Here is a 16,280-nt window from a genome sequence, read left to right on the forward strand (position 1 = left end):
GAACCGGCGGGCCAAGCCTAGCCGGACCGGTGGCAAAGCGGCCAGTAGGGAAATTTTCCCGAACGTATACACTTGCAGGTGATGCACCTGGGTCTTTTTCTCGATTCCGCCGAGCCTTTCCTTGCGAGGGAGCTGCTTGTCCTGCAGGAGCGCGGCGTGCCGGTAACCGTCATGCCGTGCGGGCAGGATGTTTCCGTGCCGGGCCCCGTGGAAGCCGTCTTTCGTGGCGGGATTTCGCTTGATGCGGCCGCCTCGGCGGCCCAGATCATCCAGAACCCGGCGGCCTCCCTGAGGACCATGCTCCGCGCCCGGAACCTGATGAGCACGGCGCGGCGGGAACTGAAGGCGGGTTATCTTGCCCGTGTCGTCCGCCGCCGGGGTGTTTCGCACCTCCACGGTGCGCTTTCAGGGGAGGCAGCCGAACTGGCCGCGATGGTGAGCGCGCTGACCGGCATTCCCTTTTCGTTCACGGCCCACGGAGCCGACCTCTTCATCCACAATCCCGGTCTCAGGGACAAAATCCGCCACGCCACGGCCGTCCGTGCGACGACGGAGTTCGCGGCCCGCGAACTCCGCGAGCGGTTCCCCGCCAACGCCGGCGTGATCCACTGCATCCGGCCGGCCGCCGGAGCGGTGGAAGAGGCGGCAAGCCCGCCGGAAGCAGCGGCGGGGCCACCCTTCCGGATCGCGGCCGGCGGTCCGTTCATCTCCCGCTCCGGGCTGGATCAGGCGATCGAGGCAGCCTGCGATCTCACCCGCCGGGGCCTGGAGATTGATCTGGTGATTGCGGGAACCGGTCCTTTGGCAGGTGACCTGCTCAGGCACGTGGAGCTTCGCCGGGCGGGCGGTTTCGTCCGGATCGAAACATCCGGCGACTATGCCCGCGCACTGGCTGGCGCTGCCGTGGCACTGGCTCCATGCCGCCGGGACCGGCTCGGCGGCATTGACCCCGTGCCGGAGTTTGTTCTGGAAGCCATGCGGCTCGGGGTTCCGGTCGTCTCCACGCGGCTCCCCGGCGTCGATGAACTGATCGAAGACAGCCGGACCGGGCGGCTACTGGAGCCGGACAATGCCCATGAACTGGCGGAAGCCACTGCCGAACTTCTGGCCGATCCGCTGCTCCGGCAGCTCCTCGCACAGGCGGCCCGGCGCGAGCTGGCAAAACGGCATGACTCCGGCCGCCAGGCGGGTCTCCTGCTCGGCCTCTATTCGATGCAGTCTCAGCCGGGCGCAGGCGGTTCCACATAACCCGGAGGGGTGCTGCCGTCGCGGAGGCTCTTGAGCGCCTGGAGCAGTTCGTCCGCCGACTGGAACCGGTCCTCCGGTTTCTTGGCGAGCAGCTTCAGGACGATCCAGGCCATGACGGGTGTAAGATCACTGCGGTGCAGGCGGGGGTCAGGCGGCATGGTGTGATTGTGGTGATAGCCGATGTCGCCTTCGGTGAACGGCGGCCGGTTGCAGAAAAGCTCGAACAGGACCGCACCGAATGAATAGAGGTCGCACCGGGCGTCCAGCTCGCCCCCCCGGACCTGCTCCGGCGCCATGTAGTACGGCGTTCCGGAAATCCGGGTGCGGACCTTGCCCAGCTCGTTCATGGCCCTGGCAAGGCCGAAATCGAGCAGCATCACCTTCTTTTCCGTGGTCCAGAGGAGGTTCGACGGCTTGAGATCCCGGTGAATGAGTTTCCGGCTGTGCGCGTGCGACAGGGCTCCGGCCACCTGCTGCGCGATATTGATGACCCCGGGAACGGATATCTTCTTTTTCCGGAGTACCTTGTCGAACGCCTCGCCCTCGATGAACTCCATGACGATGAAATATCCGCGTTCGTCCTCGCCGCAGTCGTAAACATGGACGATGTTCGGGTGTGAAAGCTGCGCCGTCGCCCTCGCCTCGTCAATGAAGAACTTGGCAGCCTCCGGATGGGACTTGAGGTCCGTCGGCATCATCTTGTAGGCCACTGCCCGGTTCAGCACCGTATCGAACGCCCGGTACACAACCCCCATGCCGCCGGCGCCCACTTCCTTTTCCAGACGGTAACGGCCGGTGCTGCGATTCACCGCCTGAATGTCGAGCTGGGTACGTCCGTCGGGCGGGATGGGGCCGGAAGCCGCTGTCCCGGCACCAGAGGGTGCCACATCGGAAAGCCGGACCGATGCCTCCTGGGATGCAGCCACCCGCTGCCCGCCGGATGGCTGCGGGGAAGCCTCTGCCTGCCGCTGGACGCGGAGCAGCCGGTCCTTCACATCCTTGTAATCGTATGCCTCGGCAACGATCTGCTCGAAAATATCGGCAGCCTTCCTGAACTCGCCTGCCTTCTCCAGCAGCGTCGCCAGCATGTAGTAACTGCCAGAGGTTTCCCGGCTGACCTTGACGCCCTGAAGCGACCGCTCCAGCGAACGGATGCCCATGGCGTGGTCACCCTTGCTCACGAACAGCTCGGCCAGCAGCGTGCGCGAATCGCGGAAATCGGGAGAGTCCTCGGTCACCTGCTGGGCCAGCGAGATCGCCTTGTCCACCCTGCCCTGCTGGAAATGGATCCGGGCCGCCTCCAGCGGCCGGCCCGCCTTTTCCAGCACCGCCGCCTGGCGCGTCACGTCGCCCGCCTGCTGCCACGCGTGGGCGGCCTCCCGGTAGTAGGAGAGCTTTTCAAAGTCCATTGCCGCCCGTTTCCACTCGCCGAGACTGGCCCAGAGCTCTGCGGCCCTGGCGAAATCCCCCGCCTTTTCGAAATTTTCCGCCGCTTTCTCCGGTTGCTGAAGCTGTACGTAGATTTCGCCGGCCTGCAGTTCCTCACCGGCCTCGGCATACCAGCGGGCAGCTTCGATCAGTTCGCCCCGCTTGTCGGCACCCGTTGCGCGCTGGAGGGCGGCCGCCTGCTTCTCGCCGAGCCTGTCGTAAATGCCGGCTGCGGCCTCGTGCTCGCCTCCCTGGGCGCAGGCTTCGGCAAGCGCCGCCGTGGGCTTCACCTTCCCCTCGGATGCGATTTGCGCGGCGAGCCTGAACAGATCGAACTTGAGGGCGAGGTCCACACCCTGCTGATGAAGGTTGTTCTGCATGTAAACCTTGCAGATTCGTTTCACCGTTGTGACTGTATCGGCAGGAAACGGCGACCCGGGGATGTGGCCGGTCAGCTGCTTGCGGAGATCGGTTTCGAGTTCCTTCGCCTGCTTGACGGAAAGCGTCTTGGACGTCTTGAGCGCAACGGAAGCCATCGTCTCAAGGCCTGCCTTGCGATAATCGTCCGCCGCCTCATGGGTGAGATTGGCCTTCTCCAGAACCTCTGCCGCCCGCAGGTGATCACCCGCCTTGCGGAACGCCGCCGCCGAGCCCCGGGGATCCCTGTCCTTCAGCAGTTCGCCCAGATCCTTCCAGAGGGAATTGTCCGTCAGCAGCTTGCGGGCCTGCTCCAGCTTGTCGCGTTTCAGCAGCAACCGCGCCGCATCGCCATACAGACCATGTTTCTTGTAGAGCGATATCGCCTCGTCGTATTCCTCAAGCTGCTCCATCAACATCCCGGCATTCTGGTAGTTGCCGATCTTGATCGCCGTCCTGATCTCCTTCCGGATCTGCTTGCGGAAATTGCCCTTGCCGCCGCTGGACAGTGCGCCGAGTATCTTGCGGACGATGAACAGGAGGACCACGACCACCAGCGCGAGGCGCGCAACGGGCGAATCAAGCTGCCGGATGATGGCATCCACGTTCACAGGCGGTAGTACCCTTTCTGAAGCATGACCGGTCCGTCAGCGCCCGTCCGCGCCCTTGCCCCCGAAAAACATGAGCATGCTGACCAGCATCACCACGATGATATTCTGGACCAATACAAGCCAACCGTACCCAAAAGTCAGGCGGGGGAGCAAGACAGCTCCGAAGCCGGTGACGATCTGGAGCAGGCACAGGAAAAGTACCGCCTCCGGAATGCTGAGTCCGATCCGCACAAGACGGTGGGAAAGGTGATTCCGGTCACCCTGATAGACCGGCTGGCCATTACGCATCCGGATCACGATCACCGAGAAGGTATCGAACAGCGGAATTGCCAGCACCAGCAGCGGCATCAGGACCGCCAGCGAGAGCGGCTCGCCAATGGCAATATAGCTCTGGATCACAGTCATGGATCCGAGGAAAAACCCGATCAGCAGCGACCCGGCATCTCCAAGATAGATCGATGCCCGGTGCCAGTTGAACGGGATAAAACCGGATATGGTTCCGGCAAAAACCGCCAGTAGGCTCGCCACCAGCCACTGCCCGAGCGAGAACGCGACGATCCAGAAACAGATGGATGATATGACGGCGATGGCGGAGGAAAGACCGTCCATGTTGTCCAGCAGGTTGAAGGCGTTTGTGATGCCAACGATCCACAGGAACGTCACCAGATGATCGAGGCCGGGAAGATTGAAGATTTCGATGTGCACACCGCTCAGCACCACCAGAAGCGCGGCCAGCGACTGCCCGGCAAGCTTTGCCCAGACGGGAAAGGCTGCCCCCTTCCAGTCATCCAGCAGCCCGGTCACGAAAATAACAGTCATTCCGGCCGCCAGCGCCAGCAGGACGGTAGCCCGCTCGGCCACGGGGCGCGGCGCCAGTTTTTCCAGCGAAATGAACTGGCCGCTCAGGGAACGCCCGGTTTCCGTTCCCAGCCCGAACACCGCGAGCAGGAACGCGCCCAGAAGTCCGGCAAACACCGCCGCTCCTCCCAGGTACGGCACCGGCTTTTGCTGGAGCTTCCGCCCGCCGGGACGGTCAACGAGATCCGTTTTCGTGGCGATCTGGCGGAACAGCGGCACAAGTGCGCCGCACAGGACAAACCCGAAACCGAACAGCAGCGCCTGTAGCCAGACCAGCTTCACGGTGCGGGTGTCCCTGTCTCCTTCAGGCTGGCGATAATGCGGGCGAGTATCGAATCCAGCCCGTGACGGGGCTCGTAGCCGGTAAGGCCCCGGATTTTTGAAAGGTCCGGAACCCGGCGGCGCATGTCCTCAAACCCTTCGGTTCCGGCGAACGCAAGGTCATAGGGGATCATCCTGATTTCGGATTTCGACCCCGTGAGCGCCACGACCCGCCGGGCAAGCTCCAGTATGGTGATTTCGTCCTTCCCGCCGACATTGAATACCTGGCCGAAGGCCCGCGGCTCCTCAATCAGCTTCTGCAGCGCCGATACGGCATCCGAGACGTCGCAGAAGGTCCGGCTCTGCTGCCCGTCACCGTGAACGAGCAGCGGCTTTCCCTCGAGGGCCGCCGACACGAACCGGGGAATCACCATCCCGTAGCGGCCCACCTGCCGGGGCCCCACCGTATTGAACAGCCGGACAATCACGGCCTTCACGCCCTGCGTCCGGACATGGGCCAGCGCCAGGAACTCATCGAGCGCTTTCGTGCAGGCATAGCTCCAGCGGGTGAGCGACGTGGCACCGACCACCGAATCATCGTCCTCCGAAAGCGGCACCTTTGGGTTCTTGCCGTAGACCTCGGACGTGGAGGTGATGAGCAGCGGCACCCCGTACTTGCGAACGGCTTCCAGAACGATCCGTGTTCCGTCCACGTTGGTCGTGATGGTCTCAACGGGATGCTCAAGGATGTACCGCACACCCACGGCAGCGGCCAGATGGAACACCCGTCCCGCCCTGCCCACCAGCGAATCGACGAGGGCCTCGTCCAGAACGGACCCGGAAATCAGCGAAAACTCCGGATGCTGCCGCAGGTGCGCGACATTTGCCGCCGCACCGGTGGACAGGTTGTCCAGGGCAGTCACCGAATGCCCCGCCGCGAGCATCTGCTCGGCCAGATGGGAACCGATGAAGCCGGCCCCGCCAGTGATCAGGATGTGTTTGCCCAAAAAAGCTCCCGGCCCCTCAGCCCGCGCCAAAGTAACAGTCCACGAGATACAGGAAACGGAGTGATTCTAGCCGGTTATGAAGTTGGCGAAAAGCGAAACCCCTTCCCGGTGTCAGGAAAGGGGTTCCATGCCGTCTGGGCCGTTCCGGAACGGAACGATCAGGTTCCCGATTCCCAGCTCGTCAGGTATTTCTGCTGCTCGGGCGTGAGCTTGTCGATACCGACGCCCATGGAGATGAGCTTCAGGCGGGCGATCTCGGCATCCAGCTCCACCGGCATCCGGTAGACCTTCTTTTCCAGCTTCGAATGGTTCTTCCAGATAAATTCGGCCGCGAGCGCCTGGTTGGCGAAGCTCATGTCCATGACGCTGGAAGGATGACCTTCGGCCGCTGCCAGGTTGATGAGCCGTCCTTCCCCGAGCACGTTGATGATCTTGCCGTCATCCATTGTGTGCTCGACGACGAAATCCCGGATTTCGCGCTTGCCTCGGGTGACTTCCTCAAGGCCTTCCAGATCGAGTTCCACGTTGAAATGGCCCGAGTTGGATATGATGGCGCCGGATTTCATCTTCCGCATGTGCTCCAGACGGATCACGTCCGTGTTGCCCGTCACCGTGCAGAAGATGTCTCCACGTCTCGCGGCCTCCTCCATCGGCATCACCTGAAAGCCGTCCATGACCGCTTCAAGCGCCCTCATGGGGTCGATCTCGGTGACAATGACGTGGGACCCCATGCCGCGGGCCCGGCTGGCGAGCCCCCGTCCGCACTGTCCGTATCCGGCCACGACGAATGTCAGGCCCGCCAGAAGCCGGTTCGTCGCCCGGATGATGCCGTCCAGCGTGGACTGGCCCGTACCATAGCGGTTATCAAAGAGGTGCTTGGTGTCCGCATCGTTCACCGCGACAACGGGGAACCGGAGCACGCCGTCCTTCTCCATCGCCTTCAGGCGAATCACGCCGGTCGTCGTCTCCTCGGTGCCGCCCTTGATGCCGTCAACCAGCTTCTGCCGGTCGGCCGATGACAGTCCCTGCGCCCAGCCCTTGATTACCGGGTTCAGGTCGCCCAGCCGGTCCAGCGCGATGAACTGGAATGAGCTCACCACGTCCGCACCGTCATCCATCGTCACATGCGGATTGGCCTTCAGCACCGACAGGATGTGGTCGTAGTAGGTCGTCGTGTCCTCGCCTTTCCTGGCGAAGACGCTCACCCCGTGGTCAGCCACCAGGGTGGCCGCCACGTCGTCCTGGGTTGAGAGCGGGTTCGACGCACAGAGGAATATCTCTGCCCCGCCCGCTTTCAGCACCTTCATCAGGGCGGCCGTTTCGGTCGTCACATGCAGGCAGGCGCCGACGCGCACGCCCTTCAGGGGCTTTTCCTTCGCGAACCTTTCACCGATCTGCCGGAGAACCGGCATGCTCTGTTCGGCCCATTCGAGCCGGAGCCCGCCCTGACGCGCCAGTTTAATGTCCTTGATGTCGCTGGGTACCATGATCAAACCAACCTTGCCGGCGCGCCTGTGCGGACCGTTTATTTCCGGAAATAGCCCTGGGATGCCACGTACTCGGCGGTCATCACCGCTCCACAGCCGGCTCCCATCCGGGTATTGTGGGATACAAGCACATACTTGATCCCGTTCGGAAGCACCTTGTCCTCGCGGATCCGGCCCACCGTGGTACTCATCCCCCTGCCGTTGTCACGGTCCAGCCGGGGCTGCGGCCGGTAGGGATCGTCGTGAACAATAATCATCTCCTGCGGGACCGAGTGAAGACCCTTCCTCACGAAATCCCGCCCGAAAGCGCGCATCACCTTCTTCACCTGATCCGGTGTCGCCTTCTTCTTCAGCGACACGAATACACTTTCCGTATGCGCCTCCAGCACGGGGACACGGGTGCAGGTAGCCGACACGTTCATGGCAAGCGGGGAGAACTTCCCGTTCTTGAGGCCGCCCAGAATCTTCTGCGCTTCCTTTTCGACCTTTTCCTCTTCCTTGGCGATGAAGGGGATCACGTTGTCGGTGATGTCCAGCGCCAGCACCCCCGGAGAACGCCCCGCGCCTGATACCGACTGCATGGTGGTGAGTACCACGCTCCGGACGCCGAAGGCATCGTGAAGCGGTTTCAGGGTGATCGCCAGTCCCGTCACCGTGCAGTTCGGCCCCGGGAGCACGAAACCGCGCCAGCCGCGCCGCTTGCGCTGCACGTCGATCATCTTCACGTGTTCATGGTTGACGCCGGGGATGACGATCGGCACGTCCGGTTCATAGCGGAATGCCGAGGCGGTCGAGAAGACGCCTGCCGTTTCCGCATACACCGGTTCCAGTTTCCTGGCCGCATCGCTTTCCAGCGCCGAGAACACCACGTCGATACCCTTCATCGGCATGGAGCCGCCTTCATCCACCCTGATCCCGGCAAACTCGGCAGGCAGGGGCTCCGTGCAATGCCACTGGACCTGCCCGGCGTCGGTACGAATGGCGTCAATGTATTTTTTGCCGGCCGAGCGGGCCGACGCGGCGAGCCGCGTCACCTCGAACAGGGGATGCCCCGCCAGCGCCACCAGAAACTGCTGCCCCGCCACACCGGTCGCGCCGACAACGGCCGCCTTCAGCCTACGGGATGCCATAATTGTGTCTACCTCTTGATATGCCGCCGCAGGATTCCCTGCGGGCCAGTTACCGGGACTGGAGGCCGCGTCAGGGCTCCGGTCCCGTGTTTATCCTATCTGATGCTGATAATCGCCGCGCCGGTTGCTGTTCAGGCCCGCCGGGCCGTCTTCATCGAACGGGCGGCAAGGTTTTTCAGTTCGGCCGCCTTGTCGGTTTTTTCCCATGTAAATGCCGTTCCGGTCCGGCCGAAATGGCCATTGGCCGCCGTCTCCGAGTAAACCGGCCGCAGAAGCCTGAGATGCTCAATGAGAGCCCGTGGCCTGAGCGGGAACACCTGCCGCACCAGGTCAGCCAGCTCACCGTCGTCGATCGCGCCGGTTCCGAATGTCTCGACCAGAACCGACACCGGCTCGGCGACGCCGATGGCATAGGCCACCTGGACCTCACACTTGGCCGCCAGTCCCGCCGCAACGATATTCTTGGCGATGTAACGGCACATGTAGGCCGCTGAACGGTCCACTTTTGAGGGATCCTTCCCGCTGAAGGCACCTCCGCCATGACGGCTCCAGCCGCCATAAGTGTCCACGATGATCTTTCGCCCGGTAACGCCGCAGTCGCCCATCGGGCCGCCCACCACGAACTTGCCAGTCGGGTTGATGAAATACTTGGTCCGCTTGTCCAGCAGCTTTGTCGGCACGACCGGCCTGACCACTGTTTCCATCACCAGCTCCTTGAGCTGCTTCTGGCTGATATCCTCTGCGTGCTGGGTCGAGACCACAACAGTATCCACCCGGAAGGGCACGCCGTCCCGGTACTCGACCGTCACCTGGGATTTCCCGTCGGGACGGAGCTTGGAATGCCGGTCACCCTTGCGGACACTGGTCAGTTTTGCCGTGAGCGCATGGGCGAGCTCTATCGGCATCGGCATCAGCGCCTTCGTCTCGTTGATCGCATATCCGAACATCAGGCCCTGATCGCCGGCGCCCTGCTCCTTCGACTGGCTGGTGTGCTCATCGACGCCGAGCGCAATGTCCGGGCTCTGCTGCTCGACCGCGACCAGGATCGCGCAGGTCTTCCCGTCAAAGCCCATGTCGCTGTGCGTGTACCCGATCTCGCAGACGGTCTGCCGGACCAGCTTGTGGTAGTCCACCTGCGCCCGCGACGTGATCTCCCCCGCGACAATCACCAGCCCCGTCTTGACCAGCGTCTCGCACGCCACACGGGCCTTCTGGTCCTTTGCCAGATGTGCGTCCAGCACGGCATCCGAGATGCGGTCGCACATCTTGTCCGGGTGGCCTTCGGTGACTGACTCGGAGGTGAACAGGAAGTCGCGGTTGGAGCTCATCGTATATTTCCCCTAGGGATTTCCGATGCTTCCAGCTAGAGTGGAAGCGGCCTGTTGAGGCGCCTTTCGGGTGTCCCTCCTCAAGGCGCGCCGATGCTAGGTGCATGGGCATAGCGAGTCAACGGATCTGACGGCATGACATCGGAACCGACAAACGAAACGAATGTTCCCGCCCCGGTCGAGATACGGATCGGCGTGGAACAGCATCAGGAACCGCCGCTTCGTATGCAACGTAGGGCGTTTTTGGTCGTGTTCGCCGCGCTGGGCGCAGTGCTGGGCATCTGGTTCCTGAGGCCCTTCGCCCCTCCACTGGTTTTCGCGGCCGTTTTCGCCGTTCTCCTGTGGCCCGTACACGACTGGTTCCAGCGGAGGATGGGGGCCGGACCGGTGCTGGCCGCCACCGGCGCGGTCATTGTGGCGCATCTGACAGTACTTCTGCCGTTTACCGTGGTGGCGACATTTACCATCCAGCAGCTGACGGGGCTCATCCAGCGGGGCATTATCGACACCGTTGAAATGGAGACCTATCTCATCCGGATCGAGGCCCTCATCCACGAAACGTTCAGTACCGACGTCGATATCATCGGTTTCGTTGTCAGCCAGTGGCAAAAGATCGCGGCCGAGAGCACTCGTGTCATCTCCGGCATCCTGGGAGGCTTCGCCATCCTCCTGTTCCAGTACATTATCGCCGTCGTATTCGTTTTTTATCTCCTGATACGGGGTCAGGCGCTGGTGAACCTGGTGGTTGAGATATCACCGCTGGGCTCGGACGTGAACCGCCGGATTCTTGACCGTTTCGGGGAGACAAGCCGCGCCGTGCTCTGGGGGACTCTCGTCACCATTACCGCGCAAGGCTTCATCGGAACGCTGGGGCTCATTTTCGGCGGCGTCGAGAACGCTGTTCTCTGGGGCGTCGTGATGACGTTCGCCGCCCTGGTCCCGGTGTTCGGCACGACCCTCGTCTGGGGGCCAGCCTGTCTCTATATGTTCATGAACGGCCATGTGGGGTCAGGCATCGTCATCCTTGTCTTCGGCGCCATCGCCAGCACGATCGACAACATCATCCGCCCACTGATCGTCGGCGGAGCCACGACCGTTCCCACCCTCTGGATACTCATCGCCATTCTGGGCGGCATCGTCACGCTGGGGCCCATGGGCGTGATCCTCGGTCCCGCCCTTCTTGCGGTCTTCGTCGAGTGCATCGACATCTACCGCGAAGAGTTCCTCGGCTATCCGCGCAAGAGGCCACGCGCCGGCCCCCGCTTCCGCGACCTCTCCGTCCCCGACGGCCGGATTCCTGATCTCAAAAAATTAAAACCCAACCCCGCCCCGGCGGCAGAAGAAACCCCTGGCAGCGAAGCCGCCGCCAAGTAACGGAGGCAGGCCCCGTTGCCTCTGTGCCCGCAGCGGTGCAATCAATGCCGCTCCTGCTACAAGGAGTACGCCACGCAATGCCCAGTTCGAACACCGTCACCCGGGGAATCCGCGTCCATGTAGAGTCCGCCTACGCGCCGGACCTGTCGCTGCCAGAACAGCACAAGTGGTTTTTCCGCTATACCGTACAGGTATCCAACGAGGGACAGGAAACCGTCCAGCTCGTGAGCCGCCACTGGATCATCACGGACGCCGAAAGCCATGTGGAAGAGGTGAAAGGCCCCGGCGTGGTGGGTGAGCAGCCGGTCCTGAAACCCGGCGAGTCGTTTACCTACACTTCTGGCTGCCCGCTGGAAACGCCCTTCGGCTCCATGCACGGCACCTACCAGATGGTAACGAAGGCGGGAGAGCAGTTCGACGCCCAGATCGCCCCATTCACCCTCGCCGAACCTATGTCGATCAACTGAGAAGGCTCATGTCTTTCGCAGCGTAATGAGCGTGATCTCGCTCGGGCTCCCGGCGCGATTCGGCGGTCCCCAGTATCCGGTCCCCCGGCTCACATAGATCGGCATGCCATCAATCCGGTGCAGCCCCGCACCCACCGGCTGGAAAAGAGTGATCAGGAACGTCCAGGGGATGAACTGACCGCCGTGGGTATGCCCGGAGAGCTGAAGCTGGGCGCCAGCCCCGGCGGCGGCGAACGCGCTCCGGGGCTGGTGGGCAAGCATCAACTTGAAGCTGTCTTCCGGAGCCCCCTCAAGAGCCTTTGCCGGATCGGTGAGATGGGGCGGATAACGGTGGCTCGCACTATGATCGGTGGCACCGGCCACGGTGAGCTTTGCACGCCCATGCACGATTACCCGGTGCTCGTTGATGAGCGGGTCATAACCGATCCGCTCCATTTCACGTACCCAGCCCGGCGCGTCCCAGTAATATTCATGATTGCCGGTCACGTAGTAGAGCCCGTGCCGCGCGGTGATCCTGCCGAGCGGAGCCACGTGGTCCCTCAGCTGGTTCACATGGCCATCGATCAGATCACCGGTATTGGCCACGAGGTCCGGCTTCAGCGAGTCGGTTACTTCGGCAACCGTTTCCGTGAAGGGGGCCCGGATCGTCGGACCCACATGGATATCGGTCAGCAGCACGATCCGGAAACCGTCGAGGTCCTCATGCAGGCCCGGAAGCGGGATGTCCACTTCCACCACGTCCGGGCGGCGGCGGGCGGCATGAAACCCTGAGCCCGTCACAATGGCCGATGCGGCAATCACGCCGACGTTCACTGACCGGACCAGGGCAAGCCTGCGGGATGGCAGTTCCGGCGGCCCGGACTCCTCCGGCACGCCCTGGTCCCGCAGTTTCCGTATGGCAGCGGCCACTCCCCAGCCGAAATCAGCCAGGATCACCGCCGGCAGCAGCATCAGGAAGAAGCCGACATAGAGATACCCGGCCCATTGCACCAGTCCCATCCAGTCCGGCTTTTCCGGCACGCGGCCCAAGGCCATCGCCGCAGGACCGAGCATCAGCAGCGAACCCAGCAAAACACCCGCGACGATGTTCCACGGCCGGGCAAGCCGGGACCGGTGCAAAAGACGCCATCCCACATAAACATGAGCGATGAGCCAGAGCGTCCGGGTGACGGCAAAAAACGACATCCGTCAGGGGATACCCACGCGGCAGCCGGAATGCCAGCCGATTGCCCTGATAGCGGGAACTTCCGGTATCTACGCCGCGTAGAGGAGCTGGCGCTGCTCCCTGACCCTGGAATCCTCCAGGTAGGCGTCGAACGGCATGTTCACGTCAAGGACGCCCTTCGGGGCGATCTCGACGATCCGGTTGGCGACAGTCTGGATGAACTGGTGATCCCGGGATGAAAAAAGGACCGTACCGCTGAAGTCAACGAGTGCGTCGTTCAGCGCCGTTATCGCTTCCAGGTCCAGGTGATTCGTCGGCTCGTCCATCACCAGCACGTTGCCGCCGTGGACCATCATCTTGGAAAGCATGCAGCGCACGCGCTCGCCGCCCGACAGCACCCGCGCATTTTTCTTCGCCTCGTCACCGGAAAACAGCATCCGCCCGAGAAATCCCCGGATATACCCTTCGGTCTGTTCCTTGGAATACTGCCGGAGCCATTCGATAAGGTTCAGATCGGTTTCAAAATAGGGCCCATTGTCACGGGGGAAGAACGACGGCACAGCAGTAGAGCCCCATTCAACCGTTCCGCTGTCGGGCTGAAGCGTCCCTTCGAGAATCTGGAACAGAACGGTGGCAGGCAGGCTGCTCTTACCCACAAAGGCGATCTTCTCGCCCCGCTGCACGGAAAGGGAGAAGTTTTCCAGCACTTTCTGGTCTTCCACGGCCTTGGTCAGCCCCGCAACGGATAGAATGGAGCGGCCTGATTCGCGCTCGGCCTTGAACAGGATAGACGGATAGCGCCGGGATGAAGGCTTGATCTCATCCAGCGAGATCTTGTCCAGCAGCCGCTTGCGGCTCGTCGCCTGACGGGCCTTGGAAGCATTGGCGCTGAACCGGGCGATAAACTCCTTGAGTTCCTTGATCTTCTCTTCCTTCTGCTTGTTCTGGTCCTGCGTCTGGCGGAGCGCCAGCTGCGATGCCTGGTACCAGAACGAATAGTTGCCCGTGTAGAGCCGGATCTTCTGGTAATCGATATCGAGAATATGGGTGCAAACCCGGTCCAGAAAATGTCGGTCATGCGAAACGACAATCACCGTGTTCTGGAAGTTGTACAGAAACTCCTCGAGCCAGAGGATCGAATCGGGATCCAGGCCGTTCGTGGGCTCATCCATCAGGAGCACGTCGGGATTTCCGAACAGCGCCTGTGCCAGCAGCACCCGGACCTTGAGGGCCCCGTCCAGATCACGCATCTTCATCTCGTGCAGGGGTTCGGGAATCCCCAGGTTGCTGAGGAGCGATGCGGCTTCGCTCACCGCTTCCCACCCGCCAATCTCGGTAAACTGTGCCTCAAGATCGGCCGTCCGCATGCCGTCGGCATCGGAGAAGTCGGGCTTGGCATACAGCGCGTCCCGCTCGGTCATGATGCCATACAGCTTTTCATGGCCGCGGATCACGGTATTGATGACCGTAAAGTCGTCAAACTCGAACTGGTTCTGGCGGAGGAAGCTGACCCGCGACCCCTTGGCAGTGTGGACCTTGCCCGTGTCGGGATCGATCTCCCCGGACAGTATCTTCAGGAACGTGGACTTTCCCGCTCCATTGGCCCCAATCACCCCATAACAGTTGCCCGGTGTGAACTCGGTGGTAACGTCCTCGAACAGCGTTCTGGCTCCAAACCGGAGCGTGATGTTGTCGGCACTAATCACGGCGGCCCCACTAGCCAAATCCGCCCCCGGAATACAAGTTTTGCGGGGATGAGCCATCTGTGAGCAAGCACGCAGCCAGCCCTTCCAACCATCTTCTCCGGTCCATAAACCGGACGTGGGACTGTTACGAGCGGTGCCGCAGTCGCTATCGCCGCAAGGGCAGCGAGCGGTCCATCCACGATCTCCGGGTCGCCACTCGCCGGCTTCTCGCCATGTTCGATCTCTACGGACCGCTTCTCGGCGATGACGGGGCGGATATGGTCAAAAAGGCCCGTAAACGTGCCAAGGAGGATATGGGAAGCCTCGGCCCACTCCGGGATGCCCAGGTCCAGCTCCGGCTTCTGCCGTCGGTTCTTTCTGTCAACGCCCCTCTGGAACCGCTCGTAAAAGAGCTCCGGTCCGAAGAGAAAAAACTTTCCAAGAAACGAGTCCCGGCCCGGAAGGCCGGGACACCAAAGTCTATCCGCCGCGCCGTCAGGCAGATTCGCAGCCTGACCCAAAAGGCAGGCACCCGGGACGAGACTTCGACGGCGCTCGCCATCTCGCTCGGCCGGATTTCCAGGCGGGAGTTCCAGAAGGTTGTCCGGCTGGCCGCACTGGTAGACGCAGACGAGCCCGTGACCATTCACCGACTCCGTGTGCCGTTCAAGAAGTTCCGTTACATGCGAGAGTTCATGGCCAGTGTGCCGCCCGGCGTCAGCCGTCAGCAGATCGGCTCGATGCGCCGGTTTCAGGCGGCCATGGGCGCCGTGCAGGATATCTGTGTGCTGGAGAAACGGATCGCCAGTTACAGTGGGGCCGCACCGGCGCCCCTGAAATCCGGCGCAAAGGCCGCCCTGCGGAAAGTCCGTTCCGAACGGGACCGGCGCATCCGGGAGTTTATTCAGTTGCTGCCGGAGCTGGAATCGTTCCGGGAACCGCCTGAAACGATGCGCTCAAGCTGGCGGCCGTGAACACCGCTGAGGAGAAGCAGGGACAGCGCCGCCCCCACCAACGCGAGGAACATGTCCCACTGGGTATCCCACTCGTCGCCCTGCATCCCCAGGAATTCGTTGGCGCCCTGCCCGATAATCACGGCGGCAAGCCACTCCATCAGTTCATAGACGGCACTGAAGGCAAGACAGAAGCTCACTACGATAAAGAACAGCCACTTGCCGGGTTTCAGCGGCGTCAGGCGCAGCAGCAGTTCCCTCGCCAGGATCGCCGGAACAAACCCCTGCACGAAGTGGCCGAACCGATCATAGGGATTACGACTCAGGGAGAAGACATCGCGCATCCAGTCGCCTGCCGGAACCCGTGCGTAGGTGTAATGTCCGCCCAGGATCAGCCCCAGCGAGTGAAAGAACAGGAGCCGGTAGAGCAGCGGCGTCAGCGGGAACCGGTCGAAGGTCAGAATAGCCAGCGGGAGTCCGATCAAGACGGGCAGCACTTCCAGGAACCAGGTGAGCCGGTCAAACGGGCTCCAGCCTGAAAGAACCAGCGCCAGCACCGTCAGGGCGACAAGGGCGATCCGTTCAGCGCGAGAGCTGGTCACGGAGATGCGGGTTCCACGGCACCGTCAGCCGGGCTGCTGTCGCTGGTCCCGTGCTCTATCTGGACGGGAAGCGCTTCGCGGTGCTCGCGGGCCCGCCAGATGACAAAACCCACTGACAGCACGGCCAGCCAGACGGCGATCAGGCCCGCCAGGATGCCGATGATCCGGACCCGGCGCTCCCGTTCTTCGGGCGTTTCCTCTGGAACTTCGTTGGCTGGATCGCTCATCGCGGATTCATGAACGGCCGGCAGCGGGACGT

Annotated in this window: 14 protein-coding genes; 4 read left to right on the forward strand and 10 right to left on the reverse strand. The window is 62.5% G+C overall.

What is annotated here, in order from left to right:
- The first annotated feature begins 81 nt into the window (after positions 1–81).
- Entirely contained in the window at positions 82–1,248 is a 1,167-nt protein-coding gene (locus tag KIT79_14245; protein ID MCW5830464.1) for a glycosyltransferase family 4 protein, read from the forward strand.
- Here the strand turns inward: KIT79_14245 and KIT79_14250 are convergent.
- The 6 genes from KIT79_14250 to metK form a co-directional block, all read right to left on the reverse strand.
- Complete coding sequence (locus KIT79_14250; protein MCW5830465.1) at positions 1,221–3,698, reverse strand: protein kinase; 2,478 nt, start codon at positions 3,696–3,698, stop codon at positions 1,221–1,223. The genes KIT79_14245 and KIT79_14250 overlap by 28 nt on opposite strands.
- A gap of 42 nt (positions 3,699–3,740) precedes the next feature.
- Positions 3,741–4,844, reverse strand: a complete 1,104-nt coding sequence (locus KIT79_14255; protein ID MCW5830466.1) for an undecaprenyl/decaprenyl-phosphate alpha-N-acetylglucosaminyl 1-phosphate transferase — start codon at positions 4,842–4,844, stop codon at positions 3,741–3,743.
- Positions 4,841–5,830, reverse strand: coding sequence for an SDR family NAD(P)-dependent oxidoreductase (locus KIT79_14260; GenBank protein ID MCW5830467.1), 990 nt, complete (start codon positions 5,828–5,830; stop codon positions 4,841–4,843). The genes KIT79_14255 and KIT79_14260 overlap by 4 nt, the downstream gene beginning before the upstream one ends.
- Before the next feature lie 158 nt (positions 5,831–5,988).
- Positions 5,989–7,317 carry an adenosylhomocysteinase gene (gene ahcY / locus KIT79_14265; GenBank protein MCW5830468.1) on the reverse strand — a complete coding sequence of 443 codons (1,329 nt, stop codon included), beginning with the start codon at positions 7,315–7,317 and terminating at the stop codon, positions 5,989–5,991.
- A 38-nt stretch (positions 7,318–7,355) separates the two neighbouring features.
- Positions 7,356–8,447 (reverse strand): aspartate-semialdehyde dehydrogenase, encoded by a 1,092-nt coding sequence (gene asd, locus KIT79_14270; protein ID MCW5830469.1) that lies wholly within the window; start codon positions 8,445–8,447, stop codon positions 7,356–7,358.
- Between the two features lie 131 nt (positions 8,448–8,578).
- Positions 8,579–9,775 (reverse strand): methionine adenosyltransferase, encoded by a 1,197-nt coding sequence (gene metK / locus KIT79_14275; GenBank protein ID MCW5830470.1) that lies wholly within the window; start codon positions 9,773–9,775, stop codon positions 8,579–8,581.
- Between the two features lie 135 nt (positions 9,776–9,910).
- Here metK and KIT79_14280 point away from each other — a divergent pair, with 135 nt between their 5' ends.
- A complete protein-coding gene (locus tag KIT79_14280; GenBank protein MCW5830471.1) occupies positions 9,911–11,149 on the forward strand; it encodes an AI-2E family transporter in 1,239 nt (412 codons plus the stop codon).
- 77 nt (positions 11,150–11,226) lie between these two features.
- Positions 11,227–11,616 (forward strand): Co2+/Mg2+ efflux protein ApaG, encoded by a 390-nt coding sequence (apaG, locus tag KIT79_14285; protein MCW5830472.1) that lies wholly within the window; start codon positions 11,227–11,229, stop codon positions 11,614–11,616.
- Between the two features lie 6 nt (positions 11,617–11,622).
- Here apaG and KIT79_14290 read toward each other — a convergent pair whose 3' ends face one another.
- Positions 11,623–12,801, reverse strand: a complete 1,179-nt coding sequence (locus tag KIT79_14290; GenBank protein ID MCW5830473.1) for a metallophosphoesterase — start codon at positions 12,799–12,801, stop codon at positions 11,623–11,625.
- A 69-nt stretch (positions 12,802–12,870) separates the two neighbouring features.
- On the reverse strand, positions 12,871–14,487 hold the full coding sequence (locus KIT79_14295; GenBank protein MCW5830474.1) for an ATP-binding cassette domain-containing protein: 1,617 nt from the start codon (positions 14,485–14,487) through the stop codon (positions 12,871–12,873).
- A gap of 59 nt (positions 14,488–14,546) precedes the next feature.
- Between KIT79_14295 and KIT79_14300 the strand changes: the two genes are divergently transcribed.
- On the forward strand, positions 14,547–15,440 hold the full coding sequence (locus tag KIT79_14300) for a CHAD domain-containing protein (protein MCW5830475.1): 894 nt from the start codon (positions 14,547–14,549) through the stop codon (positions 15,438–15,440).
- Here KIT79_14300 and KIT79_14305 read toward each other — a convergent pair.
- Positions 15,371–16,021 carry a DUF2238 domain-containing protein gene (locus tag KIT79_14305; protein MCW5830476.1) on the reverse strand — a complete coding sequence of 217 codons (651 nt, stop codon included), beginning with the start codon at positions 16,019–16,021 and terminating at the stop codon, positions 15,371–15,373. The two genes, KIT79_14300 and KIT79_14305, sit on opposite strands and share 70 nt — an antisense overlap.
- Positions 16,018–16,248 carry a hypothetical protein gene (locus tag KIT79_14310; GenBank protein ID MCW5830477.1) on the reverse strand — a complete coding sequence of 77 codons (231 nt, stop codon included), beginning with the start codon at positions 16,246–16,248 and terminating at the stop codon, positions 16,018–16,020. The genes KIT79_14305 and KIT79_14310 overlap by 4 nt, the downstream gene beginning before the upstream one ends.
- Between the last annotated feature and the right edge of the window lie 32 nt (positions 16,249–16,280).

This window comes from Deltaproteobacteria bacterium (assembly GCA_026129095.1).
Classification (GTDB): Bacteria; JAGRBM01; JAGRBM01; order JAGRBM01; family JAHCIT01; genus JAHCIT01.